The sequence below is a fragment of the Paenibacillus piri genome, from assembly GCF_004354045.1.
In the GTDB taxonomy this organism is placed as follows: Bacteria; Bacillota; Bacilli; order Paenibacillales; family NBRC-103111; genus Paenibacillus_S; species Paenibacillus_S piri.
Map to the genome: position 1 here is coordinate 804,394 of NZ_SMRT01000001.1, position 24,852 is coordinate 829,245.

Sequence of the window (24,852 nt, forward strand, 5' to 3'; positions counted from 1 at the left end):
GGGAGTCTGATATGAGCTTTGTTGCGCGCAAACGGCTGACGCTGTTTGATTGGGTGAACTATTCGCTGCTCGCGGTCATATCGCTTGTTTGTATTTTTCCGTTTATTTATGTTTTCAGCGTTTCTTTTACCGATCCGAAAGCCTATATCCCGCTGCAATTTTACTTATTCCCGGAAAAATGGTCGCTCGCCGCCTACAAGTATATATTATCGACCAACAGCTTTATCAACGCTTTGAAAAGTACCGTCTTCATTACGGTCGTCGGCACCGTGCTGAACGTGATCGTTTCGTTCTCGATGGCCTATGCGCTGACGAAGAAAACGATGCCCGGCCGCACGATCATGATGAGCGCCGTCATTTTCACGCTGGTGTTTAACGCGGGCATTGTGCCGAGCTATATTTTGATAAAATCATTGGGACTGCTCAATTCATACTGGTCTCTCATCTGGTCGGGATTGACGAGCGCCTGGAGCCTCATTGTGATCAAAAGCTTTCTCGAATCGCTGCCGCCGGAGCTTGAAGATTCGGGGCGGATCGACGGCTGCTCCGACCTCGGCGTGTTTTTACGGATTGTCATTCCTTTGTCCATGCCGGCTATCGCGGCGTTTACGCTGTTTTTTGCGGTAGCCCACTGGAACACCTACTTTAATGCGCTTATTTATATTTCCGATTCCAAAAAGTGGACGCTCCAGGTGCTCGTCAAAACGCTCGTCATCGATTCCGACTCCAATGGCGTCGGTCAGGCGGGCGCCGGGGGAGACGACCGAGTGCTGCCGCAGGAAACGATCCGCATGGCTTCTATTATGCTGTCAATGGCGCCGATTCTTGTCGTTTACCCGTTCCTGCAAAAACATTTCGCCAAAGGCGTTATGCTCGGCTCGGTTAAAGGGTAGGCATGGAGAAAGATGTTGGGGGTGCGAGGCATATAGCGGAATGGACCGCGGCTTACTGGCTCCGAAGTTTGCGCCGCAATGCCCGGTCAAGCGACGCCGGTGCCGCGCGCCCCAATCGATTCGACACAACGCTCTTATTCGTTGCACTGCCGACGGCTGTGATGCAGCAACGCCTCACGGGTCAGTTAAGCTGAACAGTTCAGTATATAGGTGGATGTACCGGTCGGATAGGGCCTGTTGTGCTTATATATCGTTCCTCCAGCCTCTGTTTCGCTGCGTAAAATAGTTGCCCCGGTCAAACCTCACCCTGATCAATTTCTGCAAGTTCTCGTTCGATACGGTAATTGCCCCTAGCTCTTCATCGCGATTGCGGCTTATTGGCTGCGATCCATCCCTTCAACGAGCTGTATTCCAAATCATACCAAACATACGTTCGTGTGTAAAGGAAAAATTTACGCTTTAGGCTGCCCTTCGACCGAGAGGCCGGAAGCCGCAAACCGGTCATGAAACGAATAGACGAGATGAGTTTCCAATCGCTCTCCGGACAGATGTTTTCGAACCAGTAATTTACCTGTTTCGGGTGTGATAGCTTTGTACCATACGCCTTCGGGATACGCTATGACGACGCAAGCGTCCGCGCATCTCCCGTTGCATCGGGTGCGGGATGTATGGATCCATTGCTCCGCTCCAAGCCGGGCAATTTCTTGCCGTATCGCCTGCGTTACTTCCTCTCCCTGCCGCTTCATACAGCTGCCCCCGTTGCAAATAAGCAAATGAAGCCGGGTCTCTTGCAAATTCCATGTAGTCATTAACATGTTCCTCCTACTGTGCCGTCTCGGGTTAAATGTCCCCGGAAACCGACGGTTATTTTCGCACGGATAGACGTTTGACAAACAGACGCTTTAAATTTATACTCATAATAGTAAATATTACAATTAAACACGTCGATAAATCAACCCCAAGGAGTGATTTTATGCCAGACCAGCAAGCCGATACCCGTATCCCCGTTACAGTGCTTACAGGTTTTCTCGGCGCAGGCAAAACGACTTTGCTGAATCATGTGCTGACTGCGGAGCATGGACAAAAAATAGCGGTTATCGTCAACGAATTCGGTGAAGTCGGCATCGACAACCAGCTTGTCGTCGGAGCGGACGAAGAAATTTTTGAAATGAACAACGGCTGCATTTGCTGCACGGTCAGGGGCGATCTCATCCGCATCCTTGGTGAGTTAATGGATGCCAAGCTGGGCAAAGGAAGCCGTCGCAAAGCCGATTTCGACCGGGTGCTGATCGAAACGACCGGCTTGGCCGATCCTGCGCCGGTAGCCCAGACATTTTTCGTAGATGAGGAAATTGCCGGGTTTTATAGGCTGGATGCGATCGTTACGGTTGTGGATGCCAAACATGCCGGCCAGCATTTGGATGAAGGCCATGAGGCACAGGAACAAGTCGCCTTCGCGGACGTCCTTCTTTTGAATAAGACGGATCTTGTTCCCGTTGAGGAGCTGCAGCAGTTGGAGCAGCGCCTGCGAGCGATGAATTCTGCCGCCAAGCTGTACCGGACACAGCAATCCCGAATCCGGATGGATCAGATTTTGGGCATCGGCGCCTTTGATTTGGACAAAAAGCTTGAAATTGATCCCGGATTTCTCGTCGAAGAAGCTCATGATCATGACGATGAAGTGGCGTCCGTCTTTTTGCGTGAAACACAGCCGCTCGATTTGGACAAATTGGAGCGCTTCATCAATGAATGGCTCGTGGAGCACGGGACAGACACGTTTCGGTACAAAGGCGTTTTGCATATTAACGGGGTCAAAAAGCGCGTTGTTTTCCAAGGCATTCATATGCTGTTCAGCTCATACCCCGACCGGGACTGGAAGCCGGATGAAACGCCGGTCAGCGAGTTCGTCGTCATTGGCCGCAATTTGGACGAAGCGTGGTTCCGCCGACAGTTCGCAGGTTGTGCGGCCGTCACGACGAATACATAAATACGGGTAAAAGATCGCTTGGCCGGCGAAGCTCACAGCTTTCCGGCTTTTACCATAAATACAGAAGAAGGCTGCGGCAGCTCCATAGGACGGAGTGCGCAGCCTTTGTTGCGAAGCTTGTTACAGACGGATTCTGACTCCCCCGACTTCGGATGCAAAATCGGATCGGCAGGCTGTCACATGCGGCGGGTAGACATGCCCGTTACGTCAGCTAGCTATCCTGGAAAACGGAGGATGACAAATAGCGTTCGCCCGTATCGGGCAGCAGCGCGATGATTTGCTTGCCTTTGTTTTCCGGCCGCTTGCCCAGCTGTACGGCGGCGCTGAGGGCGGCACCGGACGAAATGCCCGCAACAAGACCTTCGGTTTTGGCCAGCATGCGAACCGTGTCAAACGCCTCGTCATCCTTCACCTTCATAATTTCGTCGACAACCGACCGGTTAAACACACCCGGAACAAATCCCGCGCCTAACCCCTGCAGCTTATGCGGTCCTCTTCGGCCTCCGGATAATACCGCAGACTCGGCAGGCTCCACGGCAACGATCTGTACCGAAGGCTTTCTCTCCTTCAGCACTTCGCCGACTCCGCTTATGGTGCCCCCTGTCCCGACTCCGCAGACGAAAATATCAACCGCTCCTTCCGTGTCCCGCCATATTTCTTCCGCCGTCGTCTGTTTATGGATTTCCGGATTGGCCGGATTGTCGAATTGCTGCGGCATGAAAGCGCCGGGGATCGTGTCCGCGAGCTCGAGCGCTTTCCGCATCGCCCCCGGCATGCCCTCCGATTCGGGCGTCAGGATCAGCTCCGCCCCCAATGCTTTCAGCAAATTTCTGCGCTCCAGCGTAAAGTTCTCCGGCAGCACGATAATCATCCGGTACCCTTTCGCCGCCGCTACAAAAGCAAGCGCAATTCCTGTATTGCCGCTCGTTGCTTCTATAATGACGGAGTCGCGGGTCAGCTGACCTTTCGCCTCGGCGTCGCGGATCATCGCGAAGCCGATCCGGTCTTTAACGCTTCCGGCAGGATTTAAATATTCCAGCTTGCCGATAATTGTGGCTCCGAGTCCGTTCACCCGGGCAAAATTGGACAGCTCCAGCAGAGGCGTGCCGCCGATAAGCTCGGTTAAGTTTTTGAAAATACGGGTCATATTGAACAATCTCCTCTCTTTTATTACATTTCCTATCGATTTACTGAATGATTACAAGCTACCATGCCTGCAAGGCTTGCACAAATCAATTATTTTTATAATGAACTTTTCTAATAAGCCGTCTTTTTGGACGATTGCAGGAACAGAGCTTAACCATGCAGGGATAGTATGTTATATTTACAGTATTTACAAAATTCAATCATTGTATATCGGGAGAAGGACAGCACATGGATCAATTACAGGTGGAGCGGCTGGCGGAGCATGTCTTTGGAACAGCGCCGGAGACGGTCGAACGCATGACCTTCGGTCACAGCAACGTCGTTTATGAGGCAACCGTCCGGGGACAAGCGTACATCATAAGAACGAATGCGGATGCAGCCGTGCTTCAGGCCACGGCCCGCAATCTCGACATATTGGCAGATCTCGGGCTGCCGGTGCCCATAACGGTAACGCTCGATCTGAGCAAGCGGTTGTTCCCTTCGGCTTATATCGTTTTACATCATATTCCAGGGCGCGATCTCCGCTATGAACTGCCCGGCATGACGAAACCGCAAATGACGGCGGTGGCGGAGCAGATCGTTTCGTTTCAGCAAAAGGCGGGCCAGCTCCCCGAAGGCACCGGCTACGGTTGGGTGCCGATCGGTGCGCAAGGACCTTACCGCAGCTGGTACGATGTGGTCGCCCGCGATATCGACAATCATATTCATCATCTCCGATACGACGTTGCAGAACGGCAGCTGCAGGCGATCCACAGCCGGCTTGAAGCCCGCAAGCCGTATTTGGCGCAGGTGCCGCCGCGCTGCTTTCTCGATGACCTGACGATAAAAAACGTGATTGTCCGGGATGGCCGGCTGCAGGGCGTAATCGATTTTGACTGGGTTTGCTACGGGGATCCGCTCTACATGATCAGCCTTACCCAAACGGGCATCATTGCCGATATCGGTTGGACGGATGCGCTGTTTTATGTGGAGGAGCTGTGCCGGATAAGCGGAATCGACGGGAGGCAGCGGGAGATTGTCGATTTTTACTCGGTCGTCCACGGCCTGCAATTTCTCGGCTTTTTGCGCGGCGAACATCAGGAAAGCTCCGCTGCGCGGGTTGTCCGGTACATCCGGCAATGGCTGGAAGCCGTTGAACTGCCGCCCATCAATGAGAAACGATAACGTTTTGAAAGGAGGGCAACATTTGCGGTTAAGCATATTGGATCTGGTGCCGGTGTTAAAAGGGTTCGAGCCCGCCGCTGCCCTGGAGCAGGCGGTGCAGCTTGCCGTTGCGGCGGAAAAGCTGGGCTACTTCCGGTATTGGGCTGCCGAGCATCACGATATGCCGGCGTTGGGCTGCACCACGCCGGAGGTGCTGCTGGCCTACATCGGCGCGCGCACGGAACGGATTCGACTCGGCTCGGGCGCCCTTCTGCTGCCGCACTACAAGCCGGTCAAGGTGGCCGAGTCGTACAACCTGCTGGCGAGTTTATGCCCCGGACGGATCGATCTCGGCATCGGCCGGGCGCCAGGCGGCTCCGCTCAGGTAAGCATTGCGCTAAGCGGCAACTTTTTGGAAAATGTCCGGCATTTGCCGGAGTCCATGCAAGCTTTGACGGAATTAATGGATCGCAGCTTCCGGATCGAAGGCGAGCCGGTGACGGCGCGGCCCGTTCCACCCGTTCCGCCCGAGGTCTGGATGCTCGGAACCAACAGCAAGAGCGCAGCCTATGCGGCGCAGTTCGGCACCGGCTACGTCTTCGGCCAGTTTATGAGCGACCGGAACGGGCCGGAGGTTGCGGCCGAATACCGGCAAGCCTTCAAGCCGTCGCCGCTCGGAACGCGGCCTCGCGTGATCGTCGCCGTCGGCATCATCTGCGCGGAGACGGAGGCGGAAGCGACACGGCTGGCTGCGGAGGGTGCCGCCTGGTTCGCGCCGCCGGACGCGGACGGCCGCGCGAATGGCAAGGCAGCGCAGCCGATGCCTGCGGACGAAGCGCCGCTGCGAAAGCTGGCGGCAGGTACGCCGGAGCGGGTGAAAGCGTGGCTGGAGCAGCTGAGCGAGCTTTATGACACGGATGAGTTTCTCGTCGTTTCGGGCATACCGGACTATGCGCTGCGGCTTCGTTCCTATGAGCTGCTGGCGCGCGCATTCGAGGGCAAACGTGGCTGACAGGGCCGAATCCTTACGCGGGAGTGATAATGATGCTGCGTGAAACGTTTACGTTTCCGGATGAAGACCGGAATCCTATTTTCGTTTACCATTGGAGCCGTGACGGAGCAGGGAAAATGCCGCCGAAGGCGGTCGTGCAAATTTCCCACGGGATGGCGGAAACGGCATACCGCTACGAAAGATTTGCGCAAGCGTTGACGGATGCGGGCTATGAGGTGTTCGCCAACGATCACCGGGGACATGGACGCACGGCCGGAAAGCTGGAGCAGGTAGGCTTGACGGGTGCGGACTCATTTTCGAAGATGACGAATACGATGGCGCGGCTGACGGATCTTGTCGCAGACCTGTACCCGGGCGTGCCCGTATATATATTCGGCCATAGCATGGGGTCATTTTTGTCACAGCAGTATATGTACCGCTTTTCGGCGAAGGCGAGCGGCGTGGTGCTGTCAGGCTCGAACGGCAAGCAGTCTCTGGCCATCCACGCGGGCATCGCGCTGGCCGGGCTGCTAGCCGCGTTCAAGGGGGATGACCATCGCAGCCCGCTGCTGACGAACCTTACTTTTGGCAGCTATAACCAAGAGTTCCGTCCGAACCGGACCGGCTTCGACTGGCTGAGCCGCGATGAAGCGGAGGTCGATCGTTACGTCGAAGATCCGTATTGCGGCGGACTGTTTTCGGCCGGCTTTTATAGAGATTTTTTTCGCGGGCTGGTCGACATTCACCGTTTATCCAATTTGGAGCGTATCCCGAGACAGCTTCCGGTTTTATTGATTTCGGGCGACTGCGACCCGGTAGGCGAAATGGGGCGGGGCGTTGCCCGGCTGGTTGCGATGTACCGCGAGCTTGGCATGGAGGACGTTGTCTGCAAGCTGTATGCCGGAGGACGCCACGAGCTGTTAAACGAAACGAACCGTGAAGAGGTCATGCGCGATGTGATCGCGTGGCTGGATGAAAAAAGCGGCGAAGAGGCGTAGCGCAAGCAAACGGATTCGAAGTCTAAGCTGTTGATCAAAACGATGGGAGATGGGGAAAGATGGGCAAGCTTTTTACAGCGATACTGCCGGAGCACAAAGCATTTATTGAAAAGCAGCGGATGTTTTTTGTCGGGACGGCTCCTTTGTCGGCCGAAGGGCATGTGAACCTTTCGCCCAAAGGCTATGACGTTCTGCGAATCTTGTCGCCGACCGAGGTCGCTTATTTGGATTTGACCGGAAGCGGGAACGAGACGAGCGCCCACGTGGAGGAAAACGGACGGATTACTTTCATGTTTATCGCGCTGGAAGGCCCGCCGCTTATTTTGCGGCTGTACGGGAAAGGCCGGGTGATCTTGCGGGGCTCCGACGAATGGAACCATTGGACGCCGCAATTCGAGATATATCCGGGCGCCCGCCAAATTATCGTCGCCGAGCTCCACGCGGTAAAAACGTCCTGCGGCTTCAGCGTCCCTTATTATGCTTACCAGGGAGATCGCGATACGCTGAAGCAGTGGGCCGTACAAAAAGGCGAGCCGGGCCTCGGCGAATACCGCGAAGAGAAAAATTCGGTCAGCATGGACGGACTTGTGACCACCATAGGCCAACAGGCTGCCAAGCTGTAAGCCTCGTCCGTAATGGAGCGCTGGCGCGATGCCGGTACCAGGGGTATAATAGGGTGAAGGCCTCGGCTGACTATCGGAAAGAAAGGGCGTGGGCTTATCGCACTGACACACCAATTCTCGAAGCGGGAGGAACTCGCAAACGCCGTCACCCATGGCATCGGCAGTCTGTTGAGCGCAGCCGCGCTTGCGCTGCTTGTTTTGTTCGCGGTGACCAAAGGCACCGCCTGGCATGTGGTTACCTTTACCGTCTATGGCGCCTCGATGCTGCTGCTTTATTTGGCTTCAACGCTCGTTCACAGCTTTCCTGAAGGAAAGGCGAAAGATGTGTTCGAAATTATGGACCACTCGTTCATTTATGTTTTTATCGCCGGCACGTATACGCCGATTTTGCTGAACGTCATACAAGGTGCGCTGGGCTGGTCCTTATTCGGAGTGGTATGGGGATTCGCGCTGGCAGGCGTTGTGTTTAAGGCGTTTTTTACCAAAAAATTTCTGTTTACGTCGACGCTGGTTTATATTGCGATGGGTTGGATCATCATTTTCGCCTGGGGGCCGCTGACCGCGAATTTGCCGCAAGGCGGCTTATCGCTGCTCATTACGGGCGGGCTGTTGTATACGGCGGGCACCGTATTTTACGTATGGCGCAGCTTTCCATTTCATCACGCGGTATGGCATTTGTTCGTATTGGCCGGATCGGTTTCGCACTTTTTGGCAATATTGCTTTATGTGCTGCCGTAACAGGCGCGCGGTATCGGATGCGGTGAAATTTAGTATAAGGATGATCAGAAGGCTGGATTTGGTTCAGCCTTCTTTGTTTTGTGTAAATAGTTGTAACCTTCCGCTTTTTTTATTCGTCTATAAGGGCGGAACGCGACCGGTTGAAAGTATAAAAGTGCGGCTTTCAGGCGATAGCTGTATGGACAAGGGCAAGTCGAAGCCTTGAAAAGAGGCGGCTGTGCCCGGCTAATTGAAGTGCGCAGAGCTATTAATCAACAGGGAGGGACCCGAATGAAACGATTACACAAGATGCGGCTGGCATTGCTTTCGTCCGTTATTATGCTGGCCATGGCCGGCTGTGAGGATAAGCCCGTTACCGGCGCGAATCCGGCCAAGCCGGACCCGTCCGTCAGCCAACCGGGTACGGACCCGGCCGGCGGCAAGCCTTCGGACGAAGCCGCTTCCGGCTCGCAAACAAAGCCGCAGGAGCCGTCGCCATCGACGCCGAATGTACCTGCGGACGAAAATAAATCAAAATCGGCTGCTTCCGCAGTTGCCTTTGTCAGCGCGACCGAGGGCTGGGCGGGCGGAAACGGGTTCATCGCTCATACGACCGACGGTGGCGCCCATTGGACGAATCAATATACCGAAGCGGGCAATATCGGCGGCTTCGCGTTTTTAAGCGGCAATCCGAAAATCGGCTGGGCTTATGAGGGGCAGGTCAACGGACCGGTCGCGGCCGGAGCGCCTGCCGGAAACCGGAAGAAGACGAGGCTGCTGCATACGAAGGACGGCGGCGCCACCTGGACGGTCGTCAATCCTTCGGCACCGCTCGGCAATGAAGTCCATTTTGTTTCGGAGCAGGAAGGCTACAGCGGAAACCATGCGACCCGCGACGGCGGCAAAACGTGGAGCGAGCTGCCGGTGCCCGCCGAGCTGTCGGGCGAGGCTTATTTCCAGACGGGTACGAATGGCTGGGCTGTTCTAAATAAAGGGAATACGTATGAAATTGAACATTCAACCAACAATGGGAAAACATGGAAATCCGTATACAGCCAGCCTGTCGGCAGCATCCTGAATGGAGCCGTCATCCGCTCGACCGGTAAAGACGACGTATGGGTGCAGCTGATCGGAGATTCCGGGATGACGCAAACCTCTTACACGCTGCTTCACAGCAAGGATGCAGGTAAAACGTGGATTCCCGTCGTCGCCAATTCCACTGCCGGAGGCGGGCCTGCGCCGGGGTACCAGCCGGGGACCGAAACCGGACCGAAAGGCCCGGGCACGAAACCGGGACAGCTGCTTCCGCTATCGGCGCAAACCGCATTCATGCTCGGCATGTGCCCGTCGTGCGGGGATGCGGGCGAAGTATCGCTGGGCTGGACGCTGGACGGCGGCTCAACCTGGACCAACAGCAGCCAGAAGCTTCCGGGTCAGGACGGCATGGCGTCGTTCGTGAACGACAAGCACGGCTGGCTGCTGACATACGCTTACTCCAAGCCGTCTGTTCTATATGAAACGAAGGACGGCGGCAAGCAGTGGAACAAGGTGTATTCATTCGGCTCGTAGCGGACCGCAGCTCCGCATGGAGCTTGGGACCAGCCCAACATGACCGTTTCGACATGTAAACAGAGCATCCCCGGCGATCGTTGCTTAGCCGGTCGGATGCTCTGTTTTTTAGTCGAAAGTATAAGTTTTATACTTTGCTTCGCACAACCTTGACAAACGCGCCTGTCCTTTAAGGACGGCGCAGCCGTTTATCCTTAGCAGCTTATGAAATAATGCACAGCAGATTTATAAGGAGGGTTGGCGGTAGTTCCCGATTAACCTGCCGTTCCTTGCTCCAGACGATCGCCTTCGCTGTATGTCGGTTCCGGCCTCATCCGCGCCATGACTGCGAGCAGGCCAAGGAGCAGCACGGACAGCGCGACGATAAACCATAGGGTAAAACTGATCGAGGCCTGCTCCATAAACCGGCCCGTCAGCCAGGAAAGGACGGCTCCGCCGATGCCGCTTGCCGCAATCAGCTTGCTCGTGGTCTGTTCCGTTCGGCCGGGAAACAACGAATTGGAGAAAATCAATCCGATTGAAAACAACCCGGACATGAGCAGCCCCATGAGCATAATCATGGCAAACGATCCGAACAGATTGGTGATGGACACAAACCCGATCAAGACGACGACCGTGCCGGCCGAACACCATAATAAATAATTTTTATAGCCGAACCGTTCGGCCAAATAACCGCATACGAGCCGTCCCAGCACCATGGTGGCCCAATAAAAGCTGACGCTAAGCGAGGCGACGGCGGCGTCCACCCGCATCGTCTCCATTAAAATAGAAGGTAAATAGTTCACAATGCTTAATTCCAGTCCGACATAAATAAAGAAGACCGTCACGCATACAGTCAGCATGGCCAGAGACAGGCGGCTGTATTTCAGCGCAGCGGGAGGCGCGCTGTGCTGCTCGTGACCGCGGCTCACGATCTCCGAATTCACCGAGCTGTAGCGCAGCCATATCAAGCCCAGCAGCAGGGCGGACAAGCCGGTTGCGAAAAACGCAAGCCTCCACCAGCCGATGACGATAAGCAGGCTGATCAGCATCGGCATAACCAAGGCGCCAACGCCGTAAAACACTTCAAGCCGGCTCATCGCAACGGCTTTCCGTTCTTTCACCGCATCGATAATCAAGGCGCCTACCGTGGACTCGATCATCCCGGAGCCGAAGCCGACCAGCGGCAGAAACAGCAGCACGACCGGCCATGGAGGGAGCAGGCCGATAATTGCGTAGCCGATGCAAATGAACACCAGCGTAAAGGTCAGCATACGGATGCGTCCGAACCGCCGAATCCACAACGGCTGGGTCAACACGCCGAGCAAAAAACCGAAAAATTGCGCAAACAACAGATTGCCGCCATCGGCGTAGTTACGGCCGTAATGGCTCAGCAATTCCGGCAGCAGGGTAGCGGCAACTACGGAGGAGCAGCCGATCAATAAATAGAAGCAACAGCCGACCATAACGAGTTTATTGATTCCGGTCATCGGCGTCTCGCCTTCAATGCCCAGTCGACCGCATCGGCCACGCTGTCCGTCACATGGGCGGCATGCGCCTTGACACCGTCATGGCTCGCGCTCATGGCAAAGCTGTGCGGGGTAGTGTTGAACATGGAAATATCGTTGAACGAATCGCCGATGCAGACGGTTTCTTCCGATTGAATGCCAAGCTGCGACTGCAGCGCTTTAAGTCCTTCGCCTTTGGACACGTGCCGCGGCATGACGTCCATGCAGTTGACATCGGAGATGTAGGCGTCGATTTTATTGCCGTGTGCGGACAGCAGCCGCTCCTTGAACTGCAGCAGCTCCTCGATATTGCCCAAATAGCTGATTTTGCAGCACAGCAGATCGCCGCCCAACGCCTCCAATGCATCCGGCCTGACGATGAGCGGGGCCAGCAAATTTCGCTGAACCTTTTCGTTTTCCTCGGAATGGCTGGCGACGACATACGTATCGGGACTGCACATGACGGTGAAAAACGGCATTCCTTCCGCAGCCACGGCAAGCTGCCGGATCAGCTCCGTTTCAAACCGGTCATGCCGGATCAATGTGCTGTCGGACATATGCACATAGGCGCCGTTTTGCGAAATGGCATGCGCATGAAGCTCTGTCAGTTCCGCCACATGCCGGATTTCGGGATACATGCGTCCGGATGCGATGCTGAGCACGATCCCGTTCCCGATGGCGCGCTGCAGCGCCTCTTTGTCTTCCTTGCGCACGGTATGATCTTTTTGAAGCAAAGTTCCGTCCAAATCGCTAACGATGAGTTTGATCATGGCGTTGTCTCTCCTTTTGCAATCATGATGTCAATTTCATGCCGCAGCATCGCTTCCTTCATCGATACGTCCGGCTCCCGGTCGGTAATAAGGATATCGATCTTCTCAAGGCCTGAGATTCGGTGAAACTGACGTTTTCCAAATTTGGTATGGTCGGCGAGCAAAACGACCTGATCGGCGCGGCGCATCATTTCCTTCAAAATGTAGCCGTCTTCCTCGTGCGGGGTCGTGATGCCGTCCTCCGCAATCGCGCCGATGCCCATGATCAGCTTATGGACGTAATAATCGCCCAGCATTTCCAGCGCCCGTGAGCCGTAAATATAACGGTGCTCGGGATGCAGCACCCCTCCGAGCAGATGAATGGAGATGCCCTCCTTTTGGTTCAAGATGCCGGCGATATCGATGGAGTTCGTTATGACCACATGGCCTCTCGTCTCGATTTGCTCCGCTGCGCTTTGCACGGTCGTGGACGCATCCAGCAGCAAATAATCGCCGTCATGCAGCAGGGAAGCGGCCAGCTTGCCGATCGCCCTTTTCGAGGATGTAGTCGTTTCGTCCCGCAGCCGTTCGTTGTAATTTGCGATCGTTTTGGACAAAGTAGGCAGTATGGCTCCGCCGCGGGTGCGCAATATATGTCCTTGCTCCTCGAGCTTGATAATATCCCGGCGAGCGGTGTCCCTGGAAACGTCGACCAGCTCGCAGATCGTTTCAATGCTGATGCGTTTATGCTTTTCCAAATATTTAACAATCTCGATTAATCGTTCTTCTTGGTACACGGAACCGTCTCCCTAGAAAGGTTTTAAGTTTCATGAAGGAAATTATAAGTGGATTTATGTAAAAATGCAATATGCCTTAAGTAAATTTAAGTATTTTTGCGCAGTTGTACATTTTCTCCTCCCGATTAGTACAGCTGCAGCTAAATTATGGTACAATGCATGAAGATCGCTTAACCTGGGTCTAATAACTCGCATAGCTGGAAGTCCGGTGAAAAACGCAGTAATTACATAGAAAAAAAGCACCCTCTTGACGGGATGGAAGGATTGGAACGATCGTGGTGAAAAAGAAAGCCAAGCTGCTGGAGCTGGATATCGTGAGGGCGTTCGCGATTTTGGCGGTGCTCACGATTCACGGAACTTCGGAGGCGACTGTCGAACTGCCTGTCGGATCAGGCTCGCAAGCCCTTTATTTGGCCATTAATAAATTAAGCAACTTTGCCGTGCCGTTATTCATTTTACTCAGCGGGCTCGTGCTGTTCTACCGATATATCGACGATTGGAGCGGCAAACAGGCGGTTGCCTTCTATTTGAAGCGCGTGAAGCAAATTTTATTTCCTTATTTGATCTGGTCGGCGTTCTATTATATTTACAACCAGTTGCTGTTCACGCGGGATCAGCTGCATTGGAGCTGGTCCGAATTTTTCGGGCTGCTGCCGTGGGCCGATGCTTCCTACCACCTGTATTTTATGGTGATCATCGTGCAATTTTATTTGCTGTTTCCGCTGCTGGTCTGGTTGTGCCGGATGTGGAGCGGCTTTCGAAAAGGGCTGTTCGTACTTGGTATTGCGGTGCAGTTCGCGTTTTACAGCTATAACCACTGGGTCAAGCCATTGAATCACATGCCTTCGCTCTGCGTGACCTATTTCAGCCTGTTTTGCTTGGGGGGCTTTATCGGGATGCACTATGATGCGTTTGCCGCATGGATTTCCCGACATATCCGCTGGGTGCTGCCGTTGAGCGCGGCGCTGGGCGCGGGCTTTATGGGCTTGTTTCTGCTGGAGGAGCGGTTCGGTCTGCTGCTGGACAATACTTGGTACGAGCTGCTGTTCAATACATATCCGATGTTTGCGGCGATGAGCTTCATCTGGATCGGGCGCAAGCTGCTGCAGCTTTGGCCCGCCGTATCGAAGGCGCTGCTGTCCTTGGGTGCCGTATCGTTCGGCGTTTATTTAATGCATCCGGCGGTGCTGTCTTATTGGCGTATGCATGCGGTGAATGACAGCGGGCGGATGCTCGATTATCATGCCTATACGTTCAGCGCCTTTCTGCTCAGCCTGATCGTGCCATGGGTTGCGGTTTCGCTGTATGGACGCATACGGAAAAAAATGGCGCCGTCCCGCAACCGGATGCCGCAAAAAGGTGCGGCTTAAGGCTGCTTCGCAGCTGCCCGCCGCGCGGCCGCAGCCGCCTGCGCTGCATAACGAAGGGAGCTGTCCCAAAAGTCATTTTTGGATTTTCAGCCCCCACTCTGACTATGAATTTACATGTAAAATGCCGCTTCCATCCCCACTTATATAGTGGTGTTGGAGGCGGCTTTGCTTATTCTTTGAATTTGTTTCATCGGTTGATATCCTTATGGGACAGCCCCCGATTTTTTGTCTGACAGCGAAAGCCGCGGATTACGCCTCAGGCCAGTCATACCGGAACCGGTAGCTGCCGGAGCCGAGTACGAGCGACACGCCCGCCGCGGTCTGCTCATAGACGTGGATCCCTTCGGAGACAAGCACGGATTCGCCGGCTTCCTGCAGCGATTCCAGCAGCGCGCCGGGCAGCAGCACCGTCGCCGTCGTATTGTGCGGGATTACTATGAACACGTTCATGGTTTCGTTCGACAGCTCCCATTCGGAGCGGATTTCGCCGTAGAGCGATTCGTAAGCGGCCCGCACATAATCGAATCCTTGGCCGGCTTGCGGCCGGATCTGGATATGCTTGTAGCCGGACTGCTTTTCGTCGGTACGGATACCGGCCGCAACCTGATACAGCCAATCGCCGATCGCACCGTAAGCGTAATGATTGAAGGAATTCATGTCGTCGCTCCAGAAACTCCCGTCCTCCTTGATTCCGTCCCAATGCTCCCACATCGTCGTCGCGCCCTTCGTAACCGGATACAGCCAGGAAGGATAGCTTTCCTGCAGCGCCAGCTTTAGCGCGATAACATGATGTCCGTTTTCGGTGAGCACATGGCATAAATAAGGGGTCCCGACAAAGCCGGTAGTCAAATGAAACTGCCTTTCCTCAATCAGCTCCACCAGTGATTGCACGATGCGGCTGTGGGCTTCGCCTTCGGCCAGCCCGAACATGAGCACGAGCACATGGGCGGTCTGCGTCGGAGCGATGAGCCGTCCGCTTGGCGTGATAAATTCCCGGCGGAATTGTTCTTTTATTTTGCCGCCCAGGCTGCGGTACGCTTCCGCATCCTCTCGCTTGCCGAGCACTTCGGCGGCAAGGCTCAGCAGATGGGCGGAGTAATAGTAGAACGCCGAGGCGATCAAATCTTTGGGCGTCGCTCCGGTATAGCTGTTTTCGCTTGCATCGAGCCCGAGCCAATCGCCGAAATGAAAGCCCGTATTCCACAGCAGCGGATTATTGCCCTGACGGCGAATATATTCGACCCAGCTCTTCATGCTGTCATACTGTTCCTCCAGCACGCGGATGTCACCGTAGCACTGATAGACCGTCCAAGGACAAATGACGGCGGCATCTCCCCAGGCGGAGGAGGAATGGCTTTCACCCGGCAGCACATCCGGTATGACAAAAGGAACGCCCCCGTCCGGCAGCTGGTCGGCCTTCAAATCGCGAAGCCATTTGGTGAAAAAGGAGGCGACATTCATGTTGAATGCCGACGTCCGGATAAAAACTTGCGCATCGCCGGTCCAGCCCAGCCGCTCGTCTCTTTGCGGACAATCGGTCGGCACATCGACGAAATTGCCCTTTTGCCCCCATACAATGTTGCGCTGCAGCTGATTGACCAGCGGATGCGAGCATTCAAAGCTCCCGGTCGGCTCCAGATCGGAGTGAATGACACAGCCTGTAAAATATTCCGGGAGCACTTCACCCGGGAAGCCTTCTACGGAAATGTACCGGAAGCCTTGAAACGTGAAGCGCGGCTCGTACGTCTCGGATTCTCCCCCGCCTTTGCAAATGTAGGTGACCGTTTGTTCGGCACTCCTCAGATTGCCCGGATAAAAGTTGCCGTCTTTATCAAGCACCTCGGCATGCTTAAGCGTAATTGCCCGACCGGCCTCGGCCGTAACGGTAAACCGGACCCAGCCGACCATATTTTGCCCCATATCCAATACCGTTTCGCCGGACGGAGTGCGGATCACCTGAACCGGACGAAGCTCCTGCACGATCCGCATCGGTTCGTTTTCTTGTCCGGTGAGCTGCGCAGCGGGATAGTCGATGGTATCGGCAGGACGCCAGTCCGAGTCGTCATAGCCGAACTCGCTCCAGCCGTCTGCTTCAAGCCGCGCGTCATAGGTTTCGCCATGATACAGCTCCGCCATCCGGATCGGCCCGTCGGCCGCCTTCCAGCTGGCATCCGTGACGATCGTCCGCTCGCTGCCGTCGTCAAAAACAACATGCAGCTGCAGCAGTCCGGCACGGCAGCTTCCATAGCAGTTGCGCTGCCGCTTCCATGCGAGATTGCCTCTGTACCAGCCGTCGGCCAGCATCAGGCCGATCGCGTTGCCGCCCGTATGCAGCATGTCCGTGACGTCGTAGGTTTGATACTGCTGGCGCTTCGTATAGCTGGTCCATCCGGGCGTAAGCAGCCAGTCGCCGACCCGCCGGCCGTTCAGGTGAGCCTCGTACAAGCCTAAAGCGGTGGCGTACACGAAGGCCGATTTGATGCCGCCCCGGAGCTCGAAGCTTTTGCGCAGCAGATCGGCCGGCGTCGGCTGATCCATCGGGCCGCCATGCAGGCCGGCGATCCAGCGAGCGGACCAGCCGGTGCTGTCCAGCAGGCCGGTAACCCAGCAGGCGGGCTCGCTCCAGCCGCTTTCATCGCCTGTCGTACTCCACACACGGACCCGGTATGTATACGTTGTGCCGGGCTTCAGTTCATCGCCCCCGTATTCTACATGGACGGAGCGGTCGGAAGCGACCTTGCCGGAATCCCATGCCAACAGCCCGTCGAACGAACCATCTCCGGCTGCAACCTGTATTCGATAGGCCGCCTGCTTCACATTTCTGCGCTCCCCGTCTCCTGCCGCCAGCTGCCAGCTGATCCGGGGTCTGGGCACATCGATTCCGACAGGGCTGCGGCGATATTCGCATCTGAGCTTTACAGCGGTCAACCCGTGCATAAGCAACACCTCGTTTTTATTGGATTTATTTTTATTTTAGTATGGCAGGCTCTTGTTTTTACAGGTTGATTCCGACATACGAATAGGGATATACTGACATTGAAAGCCTTTACATGAAAAGCCGAACCGAAGGAGACGATGAGCGCTTGACTATCCGCAGAGCGATTGGATCGTTGTATGGCCATGCGTTATTTGAGCCCGGATTTCCGTTGTATGTCAACCGGGTAAGCGAATCGTTCGAGCTTCAAGAGCATTCGCATGATTTTGTAGAGATCACATATGTCATCGAGGGGAAAGGGTTTCATTACATCGGGGACGAGGTTATCGCCGTGCAGAAAGGCGACCTCTTCTTCATCCCCGTCGGCATTTCTCATGTATTCAGGCCGGCGCATGCCTCGGCGAAAGACCGGTTATTCGTGTACAACTGCGTTTTTCAAGAGCAGCTTTTTGAGCAAATCGCAGGCAGCTGCCCGGAGTTTTTGGGCGATATCGACCGGGAAGCGCTGCTTGCGCTGCGGCAGGAAACCGCGCCGTTCCAGCTGAAGGAGCCGTTCGGGGAAATCGGAGAGCTGATGCGCCGGCTGCACATTGAATTTACGCAGACCAAGCCGGCCAGACGATTTATGCTGCTCACCTATGTGCTGCAGCTGTTCATTGTGCTGTACCGCTCCCGGCAGCACGGAACGGCTCGTCCCGACTCGGCGCCCGGCCGGCTCGACGAGGCGCTGGGCTATATTCATCAGCACATCGACTGCCCGCTGTCGCTGCCGGAAATCGCCGCCAAAATCAATATAGGCCCGCGGCAGTTCCACCGGCTGTTCAAGCAGACGACGGGACAAACCTATATCGAATACGTACAAACCGTCCGGATTCAAAAATGCTGCGAGCGGCTGCTCGGCACGAGCTGTAAAGTCGGCGAAATCGCCGAGCAGGCCGGCTATCAGGACATGAAATATTTCCATGCCCTGTTCAAGCGGATCACCGGCATGACACCCCGGCAGTTCCGCCGGCAGCCGCAGCAGCGGTAGGCAGGTGGATGCGTCTGCGCAGCGGTTTGGGATCAAGCTAGGCACAACAATCCTAAAGTAATGTAAGCACAGCCGTTCAACCTATCTCGCGGCATAATCGGATCGGAAATTGTAACGGACTACAGAGCTCTTATTTGTGCCGAACGAACGGCTTTTCAAGTGCAGCGGACCGAGAATGCGTTACCATTGAATTCCGCGGATGATCGTGGAGTCGAGGCCTATGCCGTCCTTGTTGAGCACCTTCACACCGACGATATCAGCTTGCGGCGACGTACCTTTGTACTTGCCTTTGCTTAAATAGCCGTTCCCCGCCGCATCTCCTGCCACATGCGTACCGTGGCCGTTATTGTCATACGGCCTCCTTTTGCGGCCGATCAAATCCTTGAACGCCTTGATCCGGTTGCGCGGCTTCGTTTAAAACGCCGGTGTCCAGCACGGCGATGGTTACCCCTTTGCCAGTCCAGCCTTTGCGCTGCAGCTTGGAAGCGCCTACAGCCGGCCGGGCGATATTGAGCTGGATGCTGTTGACGCGGTCCAATACTACCTTCGAAACGCCCTTATGTCGGCATATCGTATGCAGGCAGGACGGAGCGACGCGGGCGGACCAGCCGCCGATCAGCCATAGATGTCCCTTGTCGTGAAAATGCAGCCTCCGTCTGCCGAGCTTTCGCATCAGCGCAGCGGGATGTTTCAGCTTTTGCCGACTTGAAAGGTTACGTTATGTGCCCGTTTTTGTTGCTGTCGCGAAGGAAGTCAATGGATGTCAAGGAAAGTAGAAGCTTTCCTATGGAAAGGCGGCGTTTCGCCTTATATAATTTTATTCACCATTCGAAACCCGGATAGGAGAAGCGTATGAAGCGGTTTATCCAGAACGGAAAAGGGTCGCTGTTTCCCAAGCTGGCTCTTCGCTTTCTGATTGTCATTTTACCTTTCTATATTTTAAGCTTGCTGATGAATGATTTCAGCCAATCGACTACCAGGGAGCAGTTGCTGCAGCTGATGGCTTCCCGTACCGAGTTTTATTTGGATTCCATCGAAACGGATATCGGCCAACTGATGCATTTGCAAAAGGAATATTTCAGCGATACGGATCTGCATAACTTAAGCGAGCTTTCGGCCACGATGAGCGACTATGAAAAGTCGAGCGCGATATTGAGGCTTCAAGAGAAATTGAGAATGATTAAAAACACGAGTAAATATACGAAAAAAGTAGAGGTGTACATCCCTTCGTTAGGAAGATTGATCGAAGCCAACGATTTCAGCAACGAGCCGGCGAAGGAAGAGATGGACTTTCTCCGGAAAACGTCCTCGACCTATACAAGCCATTTGCTGAATTGGAACGGTAAGCTGCTGATGGGCGTGCCCTATCAAATTCGGACGGATGCCCGGTCGGAGCCGATTTTTTATTGGGGAATCGAATTGTCGCATGAAAAAATGTCCAACGCGCTTCTGTCCTTTGCGGACTATAGCCAGGGCGGCGCGATCCTGATCAATCCGCAGGAAAGTTGGGATATTTCGAATTATCGGGACGACCCGATAACAGGCAGCCTGGCAGGCTACTTTCAGAATATGAAGCTGACGGACGAAAAGTCCGGTCAAGGCGTACTGAACATGAATCGGCAATCGTTTTTCGTCACCTATAAAAAATCGGAGCTGCTCGGCATGCTGCTTGCCGTATACGTACCTGAAAAAGAAGTGATAGGCCCGCTTCAAAAATTCCGTATCTGGTTTTGGCTGCTTTCGCTTCTTGCCGTTATTACGATTGTTATTTATTCGTATTGGCTCTTCCGGTTCATTCATCAGCCTATGCGGATATTGACGCGCGCCTTCCGGAAAGTCGAATCGGGCAATCTGAACGCCGCTGTCCAGCCGGGCGATAACGGCGAGTTCAACTATTTGTTCGATCAGTTCAACGTGATGGTCAGCAAGCTGAAAATATTGATCCATGAAGTGTATGAGCATAAAACCCGGCTGCAGCGCTCGGAGCTGAAGCAGCTTCAATCGCAAATCAATCCGCATTTTTTGTACAACAGCTTTTTTATTTTGTACAGGATGGCCAAGAAGCAGGATATCGACAAGCTGCTGCTGTTCACGAAGCATCTTGGCGATTACTTTCAATTTATTACCCGGAATCATTCCGACGAGGTGACACTGAAATCGGAAATTCATCACGCCCGGGTATACGGGGAAATCCAGTCCGTCCGTTTTTCCAACCGGATTACGGTTAATTTTGAGGAACTGCCCGCATGCTACAACGAGCTGCAGGTTCCGCGCCTCGTTCTTCAGCCGCTAATTGAAAATGCATTTTTGCACGGACTTGAGCACAAGCTCGAGGAAGGGCGGATCAACGTTGCTTTCGTGCGGATGGACGACTTTTTGTCGATTATGGTAGAGGATAACGGGGACGATCTGGACGCGGCGGAACTGAAGCGTCTGCAGCTGCTGCTGACAAGCCAGGATGCCGAGCTGGAAACGACGGGCATGTTAAACGTGCACCGGCGGCTGCAAATCCGATACGGGAAAGAAGGCGGACTCCGCTTTTCGATCGGCGAGCTGGGAGGATTGCGCATCGAAATGAAGCTGCCGGTTGCCGGAGCGATTGAGCCGCCGGCACTGGCTTCCAGGCAGGTACAGCTTCGCCAATAAACGGTAGGAGGTCATGATGATGATGCATCGACTGCTGATCGTCGACGATGAGCCGTATACGGTAGACGGCCTTTACGATCTGTTCAACGAATTGCCGGAGCTCGAATTGGAAATATACAAAGCGTATTCGGCGGTGGAAGCTCTCCGGCATACGGAGCGGATTAAATTCGATATCGTGTTGACCGATATCCGCATGCCGACGATGTCCGGACTGGAGCTGCAGCAGGAAATCCGCAGGCAGTGGCCGCGCTGCAAAGTTATTTTTTTGACCGGCTACAGCGATTTCCATTATGCGCAAGCGGCGCTGCAGAACGGCGGCTACAATTATTTGCTGAAAACGGACGGCGACGAGCAAATTATTTCAACAGTTGTCAGGGCCATCGAGGAATTGTCCAGCGAGCTGGAGAATGAACAGGTGACGCTGGCGGCGAAGCATAAAATGCAGTTGGCGCTTCCTTCCTTGCAGCGGGACTATGTGTGGAGCCTGCTGCACGGCGGAGCGGGCAGCTTCGATACGATGGGCAGGCAGTTCGACGAGCTGGGCATGCCGCTTGACGCCGATTGTCCGGTGTACCCCGTATACGGGCGGGTTGATGCCTGGTGGGACAATATTAATTATTCCGATCAAAGCTTACTGCTTTATGCGATCCAAAATATTATCGAGGAATATTTATGCCCTTCCTCCCGGATGCTGACGCTTGTTTTCGATAGGTGCAAGCTGCTGCTGCTTATTCAGCCAGGGAATGTCGGCGCGGAAATGGAGGGCGAGGCCGTCGAGAAAGCATGGATGCGGCTTATGGTGTTCGTTCAAAAGACGCTGGAATCGATTCAGACAAGCTGCAATCAGCTGCTCCACCTAACGCTCTCCTTCTCTGCCGGCGGCTGCCCCGTTCCGTGGGAAAGGCTTGGTAAAAAGATCGACGATCTGAAGCTGCAATTGATGTGCGGGCCGGGTAACGAGCGGGAAATGATTTTATACGAAACCACGCCTGATGCGTCGGCCGCCGATCGTCATGGCGACAACGAATCCGGTCTGGAGAGCCGGCGGTCTTCCATCGATCTGCTGGAGATGTATTTGCTGAACGGGCAGGAGGAATCGTTTTTGACTGCTTACCGAAGGCTGACGGCTGCAGTCGGAAGTCTCCCCAAAACGGCGAACAGTCAGCGCTTGGAGCTGTACTGCAAGCTTGCCACCATGTTTCTTGGTTATATAAACCGTTACGGCTTGTCGGATTTGCCGGAAATCGACTGGGTCAAGCTGACCAATATCGAGGAGCATGCTTCGTGGGAGCATGCAGTCGAATACTTTGAAGCGCTGGGCAAAGCGCTGCTTAGCCGCAAGCGGACCGATTCGTATAACCGGGGAAATGAAATTATCTGCAAGGTCAACCAATATGTTGAAAAAAACTTGGCCAAAGATTTATCGCTGACGCAAATCGCCGAGCACGTTTTTTTGAATCCCGCCTATTTATCGCGCTTGTACAAGCAATTCAGCGGCGTCGGCCTGTCGGAATTTATCGTGAACCTGCGTATGGCCAAGTCCAAGGAAATGCTGAAGCAGCCGAAATACAAAATCCACGAAATCGCAAGCGACGTCGGTTTCGATTCGGCTTATTTTACCCGTTTTTTCAAGAAGCAGACCAATATGACGCCCCAAGAGTACAGAAACCAGTTTTTGCTCAGCCATAGAACTTAAGACGCCGCATGAGCATGAAAACCGCGACTGCGGTTTTTTTGCAGTCCGGGAAACGATGTGCGGAAGGTTTTGGACGACCGGGGGATCTATTTGTGTTGGACCGGCAATGACGTTCGGGAAAACATGTCATCAGAAGTCAACAAAGGTAAATACATTCACGTAGCTGTGGGACGATGCCGGGAATTATACTGGAGTCAACAAGGCGAAGCGCCTGGGACAGATCACCGAAAAACTGCAGAAGGAGAGAATGAAGATGGTGAAAGCCGGCCGCTGGAAAAAAGAATGGGCCTATCATGCGATGTTAGTTCCCGGCGTTATATTAATCTTTATTTTTCATTACATCCCGTTTACCGGATTGGTCATGGCGTTTCAAGATTTTATACCGACCAAAGGGATTTTACGCTCCGATTTTGTCGGTTCCGCCAATTTCGAATACGTCTGGCATTTGCCCGATTCCTTAAAAGTGCTGCGCAATACGATCTGGATCGCCTGTATGAAAATTATTGCAGGTATCGTCGTGCCGGTGCTGGTTTCGCTGCTGTTGAACGAGGTGCGGAGCCAGTTCGTCAAGCGGGGCATACAGACGCTGATCTATTTGCCACACTTTTTATCGTGGATTATTCTCGGCGGCATCTTAATCGAGATTTTATCTCCCTCGCACGGGCTCGTCAACAGCTTCCTGGAATGGATCGGGCTTGCGCCGATTTTTTTCCTCGGAGATATCCATTGGTTTCCGGCGACGCTGATCTTGTCGGATCAATGGAAAGAATTCGGGTTTAACACGATCGTGTATTTGGCGGCGCTTGCGGGAATCAGCCCTTCCTTGTATGAGGCGGCGGAGATCGACGGCGCAAGCCGGTGGAAGCAGACGATATACGTCACAATCCCGGGCATCCTGCCGATCGTAATTTTGCTGAGCACGCTGGCGCTGGGCAACGTACTGAATGCCGGGTTCGACCAGGTGTTTAATCTGTACAGCCCGCAGGTGTATGAAACCGGCGACATTCTGGATACGCTCGTATACCGGGTCGGCTTACTGGACGCGCAGTACGGAGTGGCGACGGCGATCGGCCTGTTCAAATCGCTGGTTTCCCTGCTTCTGATTTCCGCCTCTTATTGGCTGGCCTACCGTTTTGCGGGATATCGCATATTTTAGCATTGCTCGGGAGGAGGGTTCGCAGTGAACCGTAGAACGAAGGGACAAAAAGCGTTCGATATCGTCAATCATGTTTTATTAATCGGCCTGGCGCTGCTGTGCATACTGCCGCTGATTCACGTGATTGCGCAGTCGTTCAGCGCCAGCTCGGCGGTTACGGCAGGCTTCGTAAAATTTTGGCCGGTCCGCTTTACGTTGAAATCGTACGAATACGTGCTGAGCAAGCCGGAGTTTCTCATGTCCGTCGGCGTTACTTTGAAGCGGGTCGTTTTGGGCGTATGCATTAATTTGCTGCTGACCATTATGACCGCGTATCCGTTATCCAAGGAAGCGTCGCAATTCAAGTACAGAACGATATACGTATGGTTTTTTGTCATCACGATGCTGTTTCACGGAGGATTGGTTCCGACCTATATGCTCATTAAACAGGCGGGCATCATCAATACGATCTGGGCGTTAATTTTACCTGGTGCGGTTCCCGTATTTAGCGTTGTGCTGATGCTTAATTTTATGCGCGGGCTGCCGAAAGAAATCGAGGAATCCGCTTTTATCGACGGCGCCGGCATCTGGACGACGCTATGGAAAATTATCGTGCCGATTTCGATGCCGTCGATAGCGACGATCACCCTGTTCTCGATAGTCGGACATTGGAATTCCTGGTTTGACGGGCTGATTTATATGAATCGGACGGAAAATTATCCGCTGCAAACGTATTTGCGATCCGTCGTGATCAATCTCGATCTCAGCTTAAGCACCACCGTAGATTACACAATGCTGAAGGACATTTCCGACCAGACGCAAAAAGCGGCGCAAATCGTGCTCGGTTCTCTGCCCATCCTATGCGTTTACCCGTTTTTGCAGCGTTTTTTCATGAAGGGCATCATTATGGGCAGCGTTAAGGAGTAAATCCGGGCAAAAT

22 protein-coding genes are annotated in these 24,852 nt (G+C 54.1%); 14 read left to right on the top strand and 8 right to left on the bottom strand.

What is annotated here, in order from left to right; all coding sequences use genetic code 11:
- Window positions 1-11 precede the first annotated feature (11 nt).
- Complete coding sequence (locus tag E1757_RS03420; RefSeq protein WP_133225398.1) at window positions 12-893, top strand: carbohydrate ABC transporter permease; 882 nt, start codon at window positions 12-14, stop codon at window positions 891-893.
- Between the two features lie 452 nt (window positions 894-1,345).
- Here the strand turns inward: E1757_RS03420 and E1757_RS03425 are convergent, their stop codons facing one another.
- Window positions 1,346-1,702 carry a (2Fe-2S) ferredoxin domain-containing protein gene (locus tag E1757_RS03425; protein WP_133225399.1) on the bottom strand — a complete coding sequence of 119 codons (357 nt, stop codon included), beginning with the start codon at window positions 1,700-1,702 and terminating at the stop codon, window positions 1,346-1,348.
- Window positions 1,703-1,866: 164 nt separating this feature from the next.
- On the opposite strand from E1757_RS03425, the gene E1757_RS03430 reads away from it, so the two are divergent.
- Window positions 1,867-2,880 (top strand): CobW family GTP-binding protein, encoded by a 1,014-nt coding sequence (locus E1757_RS03430; protein WP_133225400.1) that lies wholly within the window; start codon window positions 1,867-1,869, stop codon window positions 2,878-2,880.
- Between the two features lie 211 nt (window positions 2,881-3,091).
- On the opposite strand, the gene cysK is transcribed toward E1757_RS03430, so the two are convergent.
- The gene (gene cysK, locus E1757_RS03435) at window positions 3,092-4,027 is read right to left on the bottom strand and encodes a cysteine synthase A (protein ID WP_133225401.1); all 936 of its coding nucleotides are present in this window, start codon (window positions 4,025-4,027) and stop codon (window positions 3,092-3,094) included.
- Window positions 4,028-4,254: 227 nt separating this feature from the next.
- On the opposite strand from cysK, the gene E1757_RS03440 reads away from it, so the two are divergent.
- The 6 genes from E1757_RS03440 (at window position 4,255) to E1757_RS03465 (ending at window position 10,067) form a co-directional block, all read left to right on the top strand.
- The gene (locus E1757_RS03440) at window positions 4,255-5,190 is read left to right on the top strand and encodes a phosphotransferase family protein (RefSeq protein ID WP_133225402.1); all 936 of its coding nucleotides are present in this window, start codon (window positions 4,255-4,257) and stop codon (window positions 5,188-5,190) included.
- 22 nt (window positions 5,191-5,212) lie between these two features.
- On the top strand, window positions 5,213-6,181 hold the full coding sequence (locus tag E1757_RS03445) for an MsnO8 family LLM class oxidoreductase (protein ID WP_246078993.1): 969 nt from the start codon (window positions 5,213-5,215) through the stop codon (window positions 6,179-6,181).
- 32 nt (window positions 6,182-6,213) lie between these two features.
- Window positions 6,214-7,158 carry an alpha/beta hydrolase gene (locus E1757_RS03450; RefSeq protein ID WP_133225690.1) on the top strand — a complete coding sequence of 315 codons (945 nt, stop codon included), beginning with the start codon at window positions 6,214-6,216 and terminating at the stop codon, window positions 7,156-7,158.
- A 59-nt stretch (window positions 7,159-7,217) separates the two neighbouring features.
- Window positions 7,218-7,781, top strand: a complete 564-nt coding sequence (locus tag E1757_RS03455) for a pyridoxamine 5'-phosphate oxidase family protein (RefSeq protein ID WP_133225404.1) — start codon at window positions 7,218-7,220, stop codon at window positions 7,779-7,781.
- Window positions 7,782-7,877: 96 nt separating this feature from the next.
- On the top strand, window positions 7,878-8,519 hold the full coding sequence (trhA, locus tag E1757_RS03460; RefSeq protein ID WP_133225405.1) for a PAQR family membrane homeostasis protein TrhA: 642 nt from the start codon (window positions 7,878-7,880) through the stop codon (window positions 8,517-8,519).
- 270 nt (window positions 8,520-8,789) lie between these two features.
- Window positions 8,790-10,067 (top strand): beta propeller repeat protein, encoded by a 1,278-nt coding sequence (locus tag E1757_RS03465; RefSeq protein ID WP_133225406.1) that lies wholly within the window; start codon window positions 8,790-8,792, stop codon window positions 10,065-10,067.
- A gap of 254 nt (window positions 10,068-10,321) precedes the next feature.
- On the opposite strand, the gene E1757_RS03470 is transcribed toward E1757_RS03465, so the two are convergent.
- From E1757_RS03470 to E1757_RS03480, 3 genes are read right to left on the bottom strand one after another with little or no spacing between them, the layout of a single operon-like run.
- A complete protein-coding gene (locus E1757_RS03470) occupies window positions 10,322-11,536 on the bottom strand; it encodes an MFS transporter (protein ID WP_133225407.1) in 1,215 nt (404 codons plus the stop codon).
- Window positions 11,533-12,324 (bottom strand): HAD family hydrolase, encoded by a 792-nt coding sequence (locus E1757_RS03475; protein WP_133225408.1) that lies wholly within the window; start codon window positions 12,322-12,324, stop codon window positions 11,533-11,535. Before E1757_RS03475 ends, E1757_RS03470 begins: the two co-directional genes overlap by 4 nt.
- Window positions 12,321-13,100: a DeoR/GlpR family DNA-binding transcription regulator gene (locus E1757_RS03480; protein ID WP_133225409.1), complete on the bottom strand. Its 780-nt coding sequence runs from the start codon at window positions 13,098-13,100 to the stop codon at window positions 12,321-12,323. Before E1757_RS03480 ends, E1757_RS03475 begins: the two co-directional genes overlap by 4 nt.
- Before the next feature lie 275 nt (window positions 13,101-13,375).
- Here E1757_RS03480 and E1757_RS03485 point away from each other — a divergent pair, with 275 nt between their 5' ends.
- The gene (locus tag E1757_RS03485; protein WP_246078994.1) at window positions 13,376-14,470 is read left to right on the top strand and encodes an acyltransferase; all 1,095 of its coding nucleotides are present in this window, start codon (window positions 13,376-13,378) and stop codon (window positions 14,468-14,470) included.
- A 249-nt stretch (window positions 14,471-14,719) separates the two neighbouring features.
- Here the strand turns inward: E1757_RS03485 and E1757_RS03490 are convergent, their stop codons facing one another.
- Window positions 14,720-17,407, bottom strand: coding sequence for an alpha-L-rhamnosidase (locus E1757_RS03490; RefSeq protein WP_133225411.1), 2,688 nt, complete (start codon window positions 17,405-17,407; stop codon window positions 14,720-14,722).
- Between the two features lie 146 nt (window positions 17,408-17,553).
- On the opposite strand from E1757_RS03490, the gene E1757_RS03495 reads away from it, so the two are divergent.
- Window positions 17,554-18,435, top strand: coding sequence for an AraC family transcriptional regulator (locus E1757_RS03495; RefSeq protein WP_165971939.1), 882 nt, complete (start codon window positions 17,554-17,556; stop codon window positions 18,433-18,435).
- A 180-nt stretch (window positions 18,436-18,615) separates the two neighbouring features.
- Here the strand turns inward: E1757_RS03495 and E1757_RS36190 are convergent, their stop codons facing one another.
- Window positions 18,616-18,813, bottom strand: a complete 198-nt coding sequence (locus E1757_RS36190) for a S8 family serine peptidase (protein ID WP_220446478.1) — start codon at window positions 18,811-18,813, stop codon at window positions 18,616-18,618.
- Entirely contained in the window at window positions 18,785-19,108 is a 324-nt protein-coding gene (locus E1757_RS03500; RefSeq protein WP_220446479.1) for a hypothetical protein, read from the bottom strand. Before E1757_RS03500 ends, E1757_RS36190 begins: the two co-directional genes overlap by 29 nt.
- Window positions 19,109-19,287: 179 nt before the next feature.
- Here E1757_RS03500 and E1757_RS03505 point away from each other — a divergent pair, with 179 nt between their 5' ends.
- The 4 genes from E1757_RS03505 to E1757_RS03520 all read left to right on the top strand — a co-directional run bounded on the left by E1757_RS03505 (window position 19,288) and on the right by E1757_RS03520 (window position 24,839).
- Window positions 19,288-21,081 (top strand): sensor histidine kinase, encoded by a 1,794-nt coding sequence (locus E1757_RS03505; RefSeq protein ID WP_133225413.1) that lies wholly within the window; start codon window positions 19,288-19,290, stop codon window positions 21,079-21,081.
- Between the two features lie 13 nt (window positions 21,082-21,094).
- Entirely contained in the window at window positions 21,095-22,777 is a 1,683-nt protein-coding gene (locus E1757_RS03510; protein ID WP_133225414.1) for a response regulator transcription factor, read from the top strand.
- A gap of 253 nt (window positions 22,778-23,030) precedes the next feature.
- Window positions 23,031-23,933 carry an ABC transporter permease gene (locus E1757_RS03515; protein ID WP_133225415.1) on the top strand — a complete coding sequence of 301 codons (903 nt, stop codon included), beginning with the start codon at window positions 23,031-23,033 and terminating at the stop codon, window positions 23,931-23,933.
- A 24-nt stretch (window positions 23,934-23,957) separates the two neighbouring features.
- On the top strand, window positions 23,958-24,839 hold the full coding sequence (locus E1757_RS03520) for a carbohydrate ABC transporter permease (RefSeq protein WP_133225416.1): 882 nt from the start codon (window positions 23,958-23,960) through the stop codon (window positions 24,837-24,839).
- The last annotated feature ends 13 nt before the right edge of the window (window positions 24,840-24,852 follow it).